Origin of the sequence: Cryobacterium sp. N21, from assembly GCF_002929575.1 — a bacterium.
GTDB lineage: Bacteria > Actinomycetota > Actinomycetes > Actinomycetales > Microbacteriaceae > Cryobacterium > Cryobacterium flavum.
The window spans coordinates 584,275-597,516 of record NZ_PJJQ01000036.1 but is presented as its reverse complement, the minus strand read 5'-3'; the positions used below and the strand labels follow the sequence as shown (position 1 = coordinate 597,516).

Genomic DNA, 13,242 nt, shown 5'->3' with positions numbered 1-13,242 from the left:
GCCATGTGGGCGAGTGAGCGTGCGTTCAGCCTGCCGTTGTGGGCATCCGTTCTGGTCGCCGCCGGTGCGGGAGCGGTTCTCGATGCCGGTTTCCCGGATCGCGACTGGTGGTTTCTCGCGCCGGTCGGGGTCGCGCTCATGCTCCTGGCGCTGCTCGGTCGAAACCTCGCGACCGGACTGCTCGTTGGCCTGGTCGCGGGCCTGTCGTTCTGGCTGATTCACATCTACTGGATCACCCTGTATCTCGGTCTCGTGCCGTGGTTCGCGCTCGGCGGGCTGGAGAGCCTGTTCTTCGCCGTTGGGCTCGGGCTCACCGCGGTCGTGCTACGGCACGGTCCTCGGGTCTGGCCGAGCATCTGGGGTCGCCTCGGTGTGGTGCCGGTTATCGTCGCCGGGTTGTGGACGGCCAGGGAGGCAATCAGCGCCGTCTGGCCCTACGGCGGCTTCGCCTGGGGCCGCGTTGCGCTCTCCCAGTCCGAGAGTCCGTTCGGCCCGCTCGTGGCCTGGGTGGGACTGTCGGGCCTCAGCTTCATTATGGTCTGGCTAAGCGCCTTGGCCGTACAGTTGCTCCGCGAACCCGAACTGAAGCGCAGGCTGCGCACCGGCATCGCTGTCGGTGCCGTTGCGCTGGTGCTCGCCGTGCCCGCGTGGCCGACCATCCCCAGCGGTGAGGTTCGCCTCGCCGCAGTGCAGGGCAACGCTGACGCCGGGCTCTTTGCTGAATATTCTCCGGGCCAGATCCTGCAGGACCACGTTTCGGCCACGCTGCCGCTGATCGGCCAGAAAATCGATTTCGTGGTCTGGCCGGAGAACGCGAGCGATATCGACCCCGCCCGGTCGGAAGCGGCCGCGCAGGTGCTCGACTACGTCAGCACCGAAATGGATGCCCCGCTCATCACCGGCACCATCACGAAGCCGGGAGACACCTTCTACAACAGCTCGCTGCTCTGGGAGGCCGGGCGCGGAGCCGTTGACGTGTACGACAAGGTGCACCCGGTGCCCTTCGCGGAATATATGCCGGATCGCGCCTTCTGGCGTCCGTTCGCCCCGGAGCTGATCGACCTCATCGGCCGGGACTACGGCATCGGTACCCGGGACAATACCTTCGACATCAACGGGATCCCGGCTGGGATCGCGATCTGTTTCGACATCGCCGACGATCAACTCGTGCACGAGATGATCGACGACAAGGCCCAGATCATCCTCGCTCAAACCAACAATGCCGATTTCGGTCACACCGATGAGAGCGTGCAGCAGCTCGCGATCGCCCGGCTGCGCGCGATCGAGACGGGTCGTACGGTGGTGAACATCTCCACGGTCGGCTCGAGCGCCATCATCACTCCCGACGGGCACACTCAGGACAGCCTGCCGACCTTCACGGCTGGCGCGATGGTGCAAACGGTGCCGCTCAGCGACATCATTACGCCGGCGATGGTGGCTGGGCGAGGCATTGAATGGTTCGTCTCCGGGTTGGGTCTGGCCGGTCTGGCGCTCTGTTTCGGCGCCGCCGGAGGCCAACGTCGCCGCTTGGCGCGCACCGCTTCGCGAACACAGCGTTAACCAACAACGACCCCGGCACACACGTGCGGGGGTCGTCTGGGGTGGAACCGGCGGTTAAGCGCCGATCTTCTGCTGGCCACCACGGCGCAGGCGCAACACGGAGAGGCGCTCTTCGAGCAACTCTTCGAGTTCATCCCTGGTGCGACGTTCCAGCAGCATGTCCCAGTGGGTCCGAGGAATCTTCTCGTCGGAGTGGTCAACGATCACCGGCAAGGAATCGACCAGTCGGGTCGCCGTCCGTGCGCAGTATTTGCATTCCCATTCGTCTGGTGCCTCGGCTTCGGCCGAAAAAATCATTACCGTCTCGCGCCCACATGTTTCACACCGGTAGGTGTGCTGTACCCGGGGGGAGAAGGTGACGCCTTCTTCGCTCTGTAGGCTTTGTGCGCCTAATCTCATGCCACGCAAACTGCGGTCAGCCATAGTGTGGTCTCCTCTCGCTCGCGATCACAGATCGATCACGATGCCTTCACATTTGTAAACCATCAAGCTGGGTGTTAACCTTCCCGAACCCCCCGTTCTGGGAGGTAATTCTCAGGTTCGGCGAGTAAGGGCCGCCACAGCCAGATCGGTGCGATCCGTGACAATGCCGTCGACACCCAGATCAAGCAGTCGAATCATGTCTGCCGGGTCGTTCACCGTCCACACGTGCACCTCGACATTCACCCGGTGCATCATCGCGATGAAACGGGGTGTCACGATACGAATCATTCCGGCACGCTCGGGTACCTGCACGGCAACGCAGCCCGCCAGGGTACGGCGAACGAGCGCAGGAAGGCCCAAATTCGCCGCCGCTAAGGCCCGGGCCACGAGCGGTGACGAGGCGGACGACACCACACCGGGCAGCAGATCCACGATCCGTTGGCGGCGCGGTTCGTTGAACGAGGTCACGAGAACCCGGGGAGTGGCTCGCTGGTCACGAATGGCCCGAGCGGCGGGCTCGGCGGCGGCATCCGTTTTGATATCGATATTGAACCGCGCCGTCGGAAAGGCCTCGAGGGCATCGGCGAGGGACGTGAACGATTGCCCGAAGCCCAGGTTGATGCGTTTCAGTTCGGTCATAGTCAGTTGGTCGATGCGCACGTCCCGTTCGAGGGCGGTGAGATCGGGGTCGTGGCTGATCACGGCCACACCGTCGAGCGATACGTGCACGTCGGTCTCGAGGTGGGTGGCCCCGCCCGCCAGCGCTTTCACGAAGGCGAGTAGGGTGTTTTCCGGCGCTTCATGCGCCAGACCGCGGTGGGCGAAGACCCGGGGATACGGTGCGTCCAGAAATACTGACGGGGCGTTCTCGGCCACCGCCTAGGCCTGCGGAGTTGCGGGCGTTGCGGGCGTTGCGGGCGTTGCGGGCGTTGCGGAGGCGGCAGGCGCGGCTGCCGGGTTGTGGGCGTTCGCGCCGAAGGCGCTGCCGATACCCTTCATGGCCTCGGTCAGTTCGCTCGGCACGATCCACAGCTTGTTAGCGCTGCCCTCGGCCAGCTTGGGAAGTGTGAGCAGGTACTGGTAGGCGAGCAGCTTCGGGTCGGGGTCTCCATCGTGAATGGCCTTGAACACCGTGGTGATGGCTTCCGCCTCACCCTGCGCGCGCAGGACGGCAGCTTTGGCATCACCTTCGGCTTCGAGGATCGCCGCCTGGCGAGCGCCCTCAGCGGTGAGAATGGCGGACTGTTTGGTGCCCTCGGCGGTGAGGATCAGCGCACGACGGTCACGTTCGGCGCGCATCTGCTTCTCCATGGAGTCCTGGATGGAGTGGGGCGGCTCGATGGCCTTGAGCTCGACTCGGCCCACGCGGATACCCCATTTGCCGGTGGCCTCGTCGAGCACGATGCGCAGCTGGCTGTTGATATTGTCGCGACTGGTCAGCGCTTCTTCCAGGTTCAACCCGCCGACCACGTTACGAAGGGTGGTCGTGGTGAGCTGCTCGACCGCGCCGAGGTAGTTGTTGATCTCGTAGGTGGCGGCGCGGGCATCCGTCACCTGAAAATAAACGACGGTGTCGATGGAGACCACGAGGTTGTCCTCGGTGATCACGGGCTGCGGCGGAAACGAGACGACCTGCTCGCGAATATCGAGCAGCGGCCGCACCCGGTCGACGAACGGCACGAGCAGGTTCAGACCGGGCAGCAGCGTCTTGTGGTACTTGCCGAGGCGCTCGACCACCCCGGCGTTACCCTGCGGAATGATGCGAATGGCGCGCACGAGAATGACGATGACGAACACCGCCAACACGGCGAGCAGGGCGATCACGAAGATCTGACCGATGAAAGCTGCGGGGTCAAGCATTGTTCTGGGTCCTTTCGGCGGGGATGACGATGGCGGTGGAGCCTTCGATGAGATGCACGGTGACGCGCTCGCCCGGTTCAGCGGGTGCTGCGGTGCCGCCACCCGGCAGCACCAGACGAGCAGTCCAGGTTTCGCCGTTGGCCAGCTTCACCAGTCCGCCGGTCTCGGTGACGGTCGAGAGAACACGACCACTCATGCCGATCAGGGCATCGATATTGGAAAGCGCCGGATCGCCGCCCTTGCGCAGGGCGCGCAGCAAAAACGGCCGAATCGTCAGCAACAGCAGCACCGACAAGCCGCCGGCAACGACGATCTGAAGCCACCAGTCCAGGCCGAGCAAATTGGCGGCCAAACCGCCCAGGCTGCCGATGGAGATCATCAGGAACGTGAATTCCAGGCTCAGCAATTCGATGGTGATGGCCACGAGAATGAACACGAGCCACAAAATCCAGAGATAATCGGTCAGGTCGACCATGCGTGACACCTTCCACATTTCGTTCACCTCGAAACTAGCAGGTACCGACGACAACACGCCGGGGGAGCGGCCGAGGCTTGTTGATAAGGTCGAAAGCGTAGGTAGTGGCCGATCAGGCCACACTTCATCACGGACACAAACAGACCGAATTCTTGAGGAGCACGCGTGACCAATCCACTTGCAGCAGGATCACTCGAGGGCAAGCGTGTACTCGTCACCGGCTCGTCCCGTGGCATCGGCGCCGACACTGTCGGCTATTTCGCCGAGGCCGGAGCGCGCGTCGTCATCAACTACCGCAATAAAGAGGCACGCGCGAACAAGCTTCGCGACGCCATTCGCGCCGCCGGGGGAGACGCCATCACCGTCGGTGCCGACCTGACCGATCCGGCATCGGTCGCCGCGATGTTCGCGACCATCACGAGCGAATTCGGTGGCCTCGACATTCTTGTGATGAACGCATCTGGCGGCATGGAGAGCGGCATGGCGGCGGACTACGCCATCAAGCTCAATCGTGACGCACAGGTCAATCTACTCAACGGCGCCGTACCCCTGCTCGGTGACGATTCCCGGGTGGTCTACGTCACCAGCCACCAGGCACACTTCATCAAGACCACACCTACCATGCCGGAGTATGAGCCGGTCGCCCGCAGTAAGCGCGCCGGCGAAGACGCCCTGCGCGCCGTCATTCCCCAGCTCGAAAAGTCCGGTATCGGATTCGTCGTGGTGTCCGGTGACATGATCGAGGGCACCATCACGGCGACGCTGCTCGAACGGTCCAACCCTGGCGCTCTGAGCGCCCGCAAGGAGGCGGCCGGTCGCCTGTACAACGTGAGCGAGTTCGCAGCGGAAATCGTCCTGGCCGCGACCTCGCCGGTCCCGGCCGGCAACACTCGCCTGGTCGGCGACACGTCCGGGTTCGCCGGCGAATAGCGGGCGACCAAGCGATGAAGGCTGCCGATCTTCCCTTACTCGGGTCACTGTCACGCCCGACGATCCATCCCGATGGGTCGCGGGCGGTGTTCTCCCAGGTACACGCCGACTTTTCAGCGGATGATTACGTCGGCCAGCTCTTTACCGTCGCGCTGGCAGGGGAGCCGGCTCCGCGCCGCATCACGCGCGGCTTTCGTGACTCGGCGCCCCGGTTTTCTCCGGATGGCAGCCTAATCGGGTTTCTGCGCGCCGATGCCGGCGGCGCCGCGCAGCTGCACGTTGTTGATGCGGCCGGCGGCGAGCCCGTGACGGTCACCGACGCGGTTCTCGGCGTGAGCGACTTTCGCTGGCATCCGGACGGTGACCGGATTGCCTTCCTGGCCCGGGTCCCCGAGCAGGGTCGTTATGGCACGGTTGCGGGTCTGTCGGCCGACTCGGAACCGGCCCGCCGCTTCGATACCCTGCGTTATCGTTCGAACGGCGTCGGCTACACCAGTGACCGTCGCGTACACGTGTTTCTCGCCGTCGTGCCCGATGTCTGGGGCGAACCGACCCCCGCCGTAGCGCCGTCCGTGACCGACGCACCGCAGGCGCAGTCCGGCAACCCGCCGGGTAGCGCGCCAACACCGGACCTTTTGGATCCGGCCAGCTTCGCGAGTGGAGTACCGGTCGCCCGCCAGCTGACCGAGGGAGACTTCGATCATTCCGGGCTGGCCTTCTCGCCCGACGGTTCCAGGCTCCTGACCATCTCGGCCCGTCAGGCCGAACGGTACACCGACCTCCGCAGTGAAGTGGTCGAACTCACACTCCGCGACAGCACCGATACCGCTTCAAACGAGACCATCGCGCCGCTTCGCACCGTCGTGCCTGCGGCCCAAAACCTCAGTATCTCGGCGCTGGCCTCTGCCGAGGACGGTACCCTCTGGCTGCTCGCAACCGACGTGGGCGCGAGCGGGCGAGACTTCGTCGGCCGAGTGACCGCTCTTTACCGAAGTGGTGTCTCGCTTGACGGTTCAGCACCCATTCGGGTGACCGACCCGAACCAGACCGACCAGGATCTGCTCGACCTCGATGCCACCGGGGGAATCTGTCTGTTGACGGACGGCTCCGTGCTCGTGCTCACGGGTCGTCGTGGCCGGGTCGAGCTGGTACGGGTAGAGCGCGAGGGGCGGGTGCAGTCACTCGACTGCGGAGCCACCGTCGCCGCCTCAATGGATGCCTGCGGCGACGCCGTCGTTGTCGCGGTGCAGTCCGCCCGCACGACAGGTGACCTCGTTCTCATCCACCCGGGCCTCACCGGCAGTCACGCTTCGGAGACCCCGCCGAAACGCCTCACCGATTTTTCCTTGGCCCTGCGCGCCACCGGACTGATCCCCGGAATCGAGCTCACGGTCACCGGACGAGACGGCTATCCGGTGCACGGCTGGGTGCACACTCCGGCAGGGCCGGGACCGCATCCGGTGCTTCTGACCATTCACGGAGGACCGTTCGCTCAATACACCGGTGCGCTCCTCGATGAGACCCAGGTCTACGTCGACGCGGGCTACGCGGTGGTTCTCTGCAACCCGCGCGGGTCATCCGGTTATGGCCAGGCCCACGGGCGCGCCATCCGCCAGCGCATGGGCACCCTCGACCTGGCCGACGTGCTGGACTTTCTCGCTGGCGCTCTCAGCGCCGAGCCCACCCTCGACGCCCACCGTGTCGGTATCATGGGTGGATCCTACGGCGGCTATCTGACCGCGTGGACGATCGCGCACGAGCACCGGTTCGCGGCGGCCATCGTGGAACGCGGCTTTCTGGATCCGCAAGGGTTCGTCGGGACGAGCGACATCGGCGACTTCTTCGGCGACGAATACGCCGGTACAGATGCCGCCCTGCTGCAGGCACAGAGCCCACAGTTTCTGGTCGGCCGGGTGACGACCCCGACCCTGGTGCTGCACTCAGCGCAGGACCTGCGCTGCCCGCTGTCGCAGGGCGAGCGCTACTACGCTGCGCTCAAACGTGGGGGAGTGGAGTCCGAACTGGTCGTTTTTCCGGGGGAGAACCACGACCTCAGCCGCACCGGTCACCCCCGCCACCGTTTGCAACGGTTCGAGATTATTCTGGACTGGTGGGCCCGACACCTGCCCAGTGCCACTAATCACAGGAGCAAAGATGACCGAGACCCTCACCACGAACATCCCGTCAGCTGAACGCCAGGTCGCAGACAGCCATGACCTGATCCGCGTGCAGGGCGCCCGCGAAAACAATCTCAAGAATGTCAGCGTTCAGATTCCCAAGCGCCGGCTGACCCTGTTCACTGGCGTGTCCGGGTCCGGAAAGAGCTCCCTCGTGTTCGGCACCATCGCTGCCGAATCCCAGCGCATGATCAACGAAACCTACAGCACGTTTGTGCAGGGTTTCATGCCCACACTGGCCAGGCCGGATGTCGATGTGCTCGACGGGCTGACGACGGCTATCATCGTCGACCAGGAGCGGATGGGCGCCAACGCGCGTTCCACCGTCGGCACGGCCACCGACGCGAACGCGCTGCTGCGCGTCCTCTTCAGCCGACTCGGTCAGCCGTACCTCGGCTCGCCGCAGGCCTACTCGTTCAACGTCGCCTCGATCAGCGGAGCGGGCGCGGTCTCGATCGAACGCGGCGGAACGACCGTGAAGGAACGCCGCACCTTCAGCATCACCGGGGGCATGTGTTCCCGCTGCGAGGGGCGGGGTTCGGTCACCGACATCGACCTGACCGCGCTTTACGACGAGCGCAAGTCCATCAACGGTGGCGCCCTGAGTATCCCCGGGTACAGCATGGACGGCTGGTACGGTCGCATTTTCAACGGTTGTGGCTTCTTCGACGCCGATAAGCCGATCAGGGATTTCACCAAGAAGGAACTGGCCGACCTTCTGCACAAGGGGCCGACCAAGATCAAAATCGAGGGAATCAACCTCACCTACGAAGGCCTGATTCCGAAGATCCAGAAATCGATGCTCAGCAAGGACGTCGACACCCTGCAGCCGCATATTCGCGCGTTTGTCGAGCGGGCGGTCACGTTCACGGTCTGCCCCGACTGCACCGGCACCCGACTCAATGAGGGTGCCCGGTCGTCGCAAATCAACGAGATCAGCATTGCGGATGCCTGTGCCATGCAGATCAGCGACCTCGCCGAATGGGTCACCGGCCTGAACGAATCGTCCGTTGCGCCCCTGCTCACTGCCTTGCGGCTGCTGTTGGACTCCTTTGTGCAGATCGGGCTGGGGTATCTGTCCCTCGACCGTGCTTCCGGCACTCTCTCCGGCGGTGAGTCGCAGCGCACAAAGATGATCCGTCACCTCGGATCCTCGCTCACCGACGTCACCTATGTCTTTGACGAACCGACCATCGGGCTGCACCCACACGATATCCAGCGTATGAACACGCTGTTGATACAGCTGCGCGACAAGGGCAATACCGTGCTCGTTGTCGAGCACAAGCCGGAGATGATCCAGATCGCCGACCACATCATCGATCTCGGCCCCGGCGCGGGAACGAACGGCGGCGAGGTGGTCTTCGAGGGTTCCCTCGCCGGGCTTCGTAGTAGCGGCACGCTGACCGGTCGGCACCTGGATGATCGCGCGACCGTGAAACCGAGCGTGCGTGCACCCACGGGTGTCCTGCCAGTGCGCGGTGCGAGCGCACACAACCTGACCAACGTCGACGTCGACATCCCGTTGGGCGTGCTGACGGTGCTGACCGGCGTCGCCGGGTCGGGGAAAAGCTCACTGGTCACCGGCTCAGTCTCGGGGCTGGACGGCGTGGTATCAGTCGACCAGGGTGCGATCAAGGGATCCAGGCGCAGCAACCCCGCAACCTACACGGGCATGCTCGAGCCGATCCGCAAGGCGTTCGCGAAGGTTAACGGGGTGAAACCGGCCCTGTTCAGTTCTAATTCCGAGGGCGCCTGCCCGAGCTGCAACGGCGCCGGCGTCATCTACACCGACCTTGGAATCATGGCCGGCGTCGCCATTCCCTGCGAGGTCTGCGAAGGGAAGCGGTTCCAGGCATCCGTTTTGGACTTCCACCTGAATGGACGCGACATCAGCGAGGTGCTGGCGATGTCGGTGACCGAAGCCGAGGAGTTCTTCGGAGCGGGGGAGTCTCGAATTCCGGCCGCTCATGCCATTCTGGTGCGCCTGTCCGATGTGGGGCTCGGCTATCTCCGACTCGGCCAGCCGTTGCCGACGCTGTCAGGCGGTGAGCGCCAGCGGCTCAAACTCGCCACCCAGATGGCCGACAAGGGTGAGGTGTACGTTCTGGATGAGCCGACCGCCGGTCTGCACCTTGCCGACGTGGAGAATCTGCTCGGCCTGCTGGACCGGCTCGTCGACTCGGGCAAGTCGGTCATCGTGATTGAACACCATCAGGCGGTGATGGCGCACGCCGACTGGATCATCGACCTGGGTCCAGGGGCCGGCCACGACGGCGGCCGAATCGTCTTTGAGGGAACGCCGGCCGACCTTGTGGCCAGTCGAGCCACACTCACCGGCCAACACCTCGCGGCCTACGTCGACGCCTGACCCGGCAGCCGGCTACGCGAGCAACTCGACCAGAGTCGCTCGCGCACCGACGGTGTGCAGCAACTCGAGCGCCCGGTCGTAGGCCCGGGCAAACGTCGGTTCGTCGACGAGGTCGCCGAACCGGTCGCAGTCCTGCAGGAAGGAATTCCGGTCGGCGGCGAATCCGGCGGCGTTCTGCATGACGGGATATTTGAGACGGTCGGCGACGTCGATGGGCTGGCCCAGCTCATCCGTGCCCTCGGCGTAGCGGACCCAGTTCGCCACGATGGCCGCCGACAGGGCCATCGAACGCCCGGCCGCGAGTTGGTCGAAGATCACCGGCACGAGCCACTTGGGAATTCGGTCGCAGGATTCGTTGCAGAGCCTGGGGACGGTGTCGCGCACGCTCGGGTTGGAGAAGCGCGCGATGAGCTCGCTCTTGTACGCGTCGAGGTCGATGCCGGGCACCGGCTTGAGTGTGGGGGAGCCCTCCTCGTCCATGTAGGCCCGAAGGAACGCGGCGTTCAGCGGATGGACCGCGGCATCGCGCTCGAGCCGGTATCCCATCAAATGTGCGAAATAGCACAGGCCCTGGTGGCTGGCATACAACAACCGTAGTTTCATCAGCTCGTAGGGCTCGACTTCGGCGACGAGCTGGGTGCGCAATCGTTCGTAGGGCGGGCGTGCGTCAGCGAAGAAGTCCTGCGATACCCACTGGAAGAAGGGTTCGCAGACCACGGGCCAGGCGTTGCACACGCAGATGGTATCGGCGACCAGGGCGCGGTCGGCATCCGTGGTTCGGGGGTGATGCGGTCGACCATGCTGTTCGTACCCACCCCGTCAGGCGAGTTCTCTGCGACTCCTGGCTGATTCAAGCCGGGTTCAGGCCGGGTGGAAGCTGCGGACGGCGCATCAGGCACCCCTCTCGGACGCCCGGGCGCATGACCGATAATGCACATTATGTCAATACCGAGGTATGACACGAGTCCGGGGCGTGAAATTCACATCGCCGAGATTCTTGATGGTATTCCCAACGATGCAGGAGCTTTACAACCCTCTGAGGTGGCGGTGTTCGGCATACTGACGCCGACGAGGAGACTCCCAGCAGCGAAGTTTTGATGCGAACAAAATCACACGGACCTTGCAAGCAATCGGCGCGTCGGGGGCCTCCTCCGCCTTCGCGAGTCCATACGTTGAGCGTATTGCGAAATACGCACGCTGCGCCCTGAACAAGCCGCAGCTTTTTCGATGTTGGGGCCGTTTCGTGCGCACTGTGTTAACCGTTTCCCGTCCCGTTTGCCGAGGCGGTGTTCCGGGTAGTGCCGAACGGTCTCACGGATCAGCCACCAGGTTTCGGCCTCTGGACTCTCACGCTCCTCCTGGTTGGATTCAATGAAGAACTCATCAGCTGTGGAGTCGTGCTCAGTCGGTTGAGCCGAAGCTTCACCGCCATTCCTGCCGTTGCGGTCACAGCAGCGCTATTCGGGTTGCAACACCTGTCCGCCTTCGCCACCACGGACAGGGAAACGTACGACGTCCTGACGAACGTGCTCGCCTCAGCGACCTACGGCTTCGCTCTCGCCGCGTTTCAATACCGCTTCTCGTGGATCTGGCCGCTGATAGTCATTCACGGACTCGCGGATTTCACGTCGATCCTCGCGCGCACTTCTTACGGCGATCTCGTCGTGGCCGTCACGTGTGTGATCTTTGTGATTTACGGGCTTGCTGCACTGCGGCACATCGCCCGGCGCGCAGCACGCGCCCGGTTTAGGTTGCCCCGTGAACCGAGCGGACAAGCATCTGCAATGGCGCCGTATTCACGGCCTGCGACAGCCGGTCAGGGCTGTGCCGCGCAGGGGCTCCGAGACCAGAATGACTCGCACCCAGCCATCTAACTGACACCGGCGCTCGGCTACAAGTGTTCCAAGCGACGCCGCGAAAAGTGGTCAACGTCAGCACCTTCAACTTGCGATCTCGCGGCACGCTCACCAGCGATATCGGAGAGCCGCGCCCCACCCGCTTATTTCCCGAAAGCTGCTGCGCTGATTGCCTCATCGGCAGCGACGCTATCCCTAGCAACGTGTAAACGCGTGCCCTGCTGGGCGCTCAATCTCCTGAGCCGTGAAGACATCGTTGACAGTCGCTACCGGTGCATGTTTTCAGCTGACACCGAGCGAGATCAGAGGGACGAAACGGGAGCGCCCGCTAGTGGGACCTCCTACGGACGCTCCCCCGAAAGTTGGCGGTTCTGACCGTGCTGGGAGGCGGCGGCGCCCGTTTGACTGTCCCGAAATTATGCCCAATGACCGGGCGTCAACCGTAACAGCCCTTTGCCCTAAATGAGGTAGCGGCGAAATTCCGGCCATCTCTGCCTCACTTTAGATGAGACGGGGCAACCCAGATCGATGAGAGGTCCGGAATATAGGATTTTTCCCCTACTCCGGTCCGCCTGACGCACAGAAAGCGTTCCCTTCCAAAAGTAATAGACCGGGGTGTTGTTCTGGCCCGTCTGCACCCAGACTGGAGGTATGAAGACAATGACGTTACCGAATACACACTTCGAGGTCTCCAACATCATTCTGGGGCTGATGCGGATCGTTCCCCTGGCCGACGAAGAGATCCGATCCTTGGTTGAAGCGTCCAGAGAGGCCGGCATAAATTTCTTTGATCACGCCGACGTGTACGGCAGCGAACCCCACGAATGTGAGCGGCGTTTTGGCGACGCCGTATCGTTTTCGGCAGAAGATCGGGCACGTGTCGCCATCCAGTCAAAGGTCGGCATTCGATCGGGCTTCTGGGACTTCTCCAGGGAGCACATCCTTCGATCGGTCGACGAGTCGCTCACGGCGTTGAAGACCGATTACCTCGACATGCTGCTGCTGCACCGCCCTGACGCCCTGGTGGAACCCGACGAGGTCGCGGAGGCGTTCAACATTTTGCACAATGCGGGAAAAGTACTCAATTTCGGCGTCTCCAATCACACTCCGGGACAGGTAGAGCTATTGAAAAGCTCGGTGGCCCAGCCGCTCATCGTCAACCAGGTGCAGTTGAGCATCACGCATGCGCCCCTGATTGCCGCCGGCGTCTCGGCCAACATGGTTGGCCTGGACCAGTCCATCGACCGGGACAACGGCATTCTCGATTACTGCCGACTGAACAACATCACCCTGCAGGCATGGTCGCCGTTCCAGAAGGGTTTCTTCGACGGTATTTTCCTGAACGATCGAGAAAACTATGCCGCGTTGAACAACGTCATCGAGGACCTTGCTCGAACCTACGATGCTCCCCCGGCTGCCATCGCCGTAGCCTGGATCACTCGTCATCCCGCCCACATGCAGGTTGTACTCGGCACGACCAGCGTTCACCATCTGATCGATTCGGCCGCGGGGTCTGATATCGCCCTCACGCGCGAAGAGTGGTACCGACTCTTCACGGCCGCTGGACATATCTTGCCGTAGTCAGGCACCTTA

At 63.5% G+C, this 13,242-nt stretch carries 10 protein-coding genes and 1 pseudogene; 6 read left to right on the top strand and 5 right to left on the bottom strand.

What is annotated here, in order from left to right; all coding sequences use genetic code 11:
• Positions 1-3: 3 nt before the first annotated feature.
• Entirely contained in the window at positions 4-1,560 is a 1,557-nt protein-coding gene (gene lnt, locus CXY77_RS19480; RefSeq protein WP_104130758.1) for an apolipoprotein N-acyltransferase, read from the top strand.
• Positions 1,561-1,614: 54 nt separating this feature from the next.
• Here the strand turns inward: lnt and CXY77_RS19475 are convergent, their stop codons facing one another.
• From CXY77_RS19475 to CXY77_RS19460, 4 genes are all read right to left on the bottom strand, one after another.
• A complete protein-coding gene (locus CXY77_RS19475) occupies positions 1,615-1,983 on the bottom strand; it encodes an RNA polymerase-binding protein RbpA (protein WP_092340159.1) in 369 nt (122 codons plus the stop codon).
• A 111-nt stretch (positions 1,984-2,094) separates the two neighbouring features.
• Positions 2,095-2,859: a glycerophosphodiester phosphodiesterase family protein gene (locus CXY77_RS19470; RefSeq protein WP_233197531.1), complete on the bottom strand. Its 765-nt coding sequence runs from the start codon at positions 2,857-2,859 to the stop codon at positions 2,095-2,097.
• 3 nt (positions 2,860-2,862) lie between these two features.
• On the bottom strand, positions 2,863-3,843 hold the full coding sequence (locus CXY77_RS19465) for an SPFH domain-containing protein (RefSeq protein WP_104090295.1): 981 nt from the start codon (positions 3,841-3,843) through the stop codon (positions 2,863-2,865).
• Positions 3,836-4,318: an NfeD family protein gene (locus tag CXY77_RS19460; RefSeq protein WP_104130757.1), complete on the bottom strand. Its 483-nt coding sequence runs from the start codon at positions 4,316-4,318 to the stop codon at positions 3,836-3,838. Before CXY77_RS19460 ends, CXY77_RS19465 begins: the two co-directional genes overlap by 8 nt.
• Positions 4,319-4,483: 165 nt before the next feature.
• Between CXY77_RS19460 and CXY77_RS19455 the strand changes: the two genes are divergently transcribed.
• Genes CXY77_RS19455 through CXY77_RS19445 form a run of 3 tightly spaced genes read left to right on the top strand, consistent with a single transcriptional unit; the run spans position 4,484 to position 9,793 of the window.
• Complete coding sequence (locus CXY77_RS19455; RefSeq protein ID WP_104130756.1) at positions 4,484-5,248, top strand: SDR family oxidoreductase; 765 nt, start codon at positions 4,484-4,486, stop codon at positions 5,246-5,248.
• A gap of 14 nt (positions 5,249-5,262) precedes the next feature.
• A complete protein-coding gene (locus tag CXY77_RS19450) occupies positions 5,263-7,440 on the top strand; it encodes a S9 family peptidase (RefSeq protein WP_104130755.1) in 2,178 nt (725 codons plus the stop codon).
• Positions 7,403-9,793, top strand: a complete 2,391-nt coding sequence (locus tag CXY77_RS19445) for an excinuclease ABC subunit UvrA (RefSeq protein ID WP_104130754.1) — start codon at positions 7,403-7,405, stop codon at positions 9,791-9,793. The genes CXY77_RS19450 and CXY77_RS19445 overlap by 38 nt, the downstream gene beginning before the upstream one ends.
• Before the next feature lie 12 nt (positions 9,794-9,805).
• Here the strand turns inward: CXY77_RS19445 and CXY77_RS19440 are convergent.
• A pseudogene (locus CXY77_RS19440) lies at positions 9,806-10,564 on the bottom strand (mannitol dehydrogenase family protein); the annotation flags it as partial.
• Positions 10,565-11,079: 515 nt separating this feature from the next.
• Between CXY77_RS19440 and CXY77_RS21175 the strand changes: the two are divergent.
• Both CXY77_RS21175 and CXY77_RS19430 read left to right on the top strand, forming a co-directional pair.
• Positions 11,080-11,667: a CPBP family intramembrane glutamic endopeptidase gene (locus CXY77_RS21175; protein ID WP_104130752.1), complete on the top strand. Its 588-nt coding sequence runs from the start codon at positions 11,080-11,082 to the stop codon at positions 11,665-11,667.
• 633 nt (positions 11,668-12,300) lie between these two features.
• The gene (locus CXY77_RS19430) at positions 12,301-13,230 is read left to right on the top strand and encodes an aldo/keto reductase family oxidoreductase (RefSeq protein ID WP_104130751.1); all 930 of its coding nucleotides are present in this window, start codon (positions 12,301-12,303) and stop codon (positions 13,228-13,230) included.
• Positions 13,231-13,242: the final 12 nt, after the last annotated feature.

Bases quoted from the DNA above. Each gene is read 5' to 3' on its own strand.
- lnt (WP_104130758.1), top strand. From the start codon at position 4: ATGTGGGCGAGTGAGCGTGCGTTCAGCCTGCCGTTGTGGGCATCCGTT.
- CXY77_RS19475 (WP_092340159.1), bottom strand. From the start codon at position 1,983: ATGGCTGACCGCAGTTTGCGTGGCATGAGATTAGGCGCACAAAGCCTA.
- CXY77_RS19465 (WP_104090295.1), bottom strand. From the start codon at position 3,843: ATGCTTGACCCCGCAGCTTTCATCGGTCAGATCTTCGTGATCGCCCTG.
- CXY77_RS19460 (WP_104130757.1), bottom strand. From the start codon at position 4,318: ATGGTCGACCTGACCGATTATCTCTGGATTTTGTGGCTCGTGTTCATT.
- CXY77_RS19450 (WP_104130755.1), top strand. From the start codon at position 5,263: ATGAAGGCTGCCGATCTTCCCTTACTCGGGTCACTGTCACGCCCGACG.
- CXY77_RS19445 (WP_104130754.1), top strand. From the start codon at position 7,403: ATGACCGAGACCCTCACCACGAACATCCCGTCAGCTGAACGCCAGGTC.
- CXY77_RS19430 (WP_104130751.1), top strand. From the start codon at position 12,301: ATGAAGACAATGACGTTACCGAATACACACTTCGAGGTCTCCAACATC.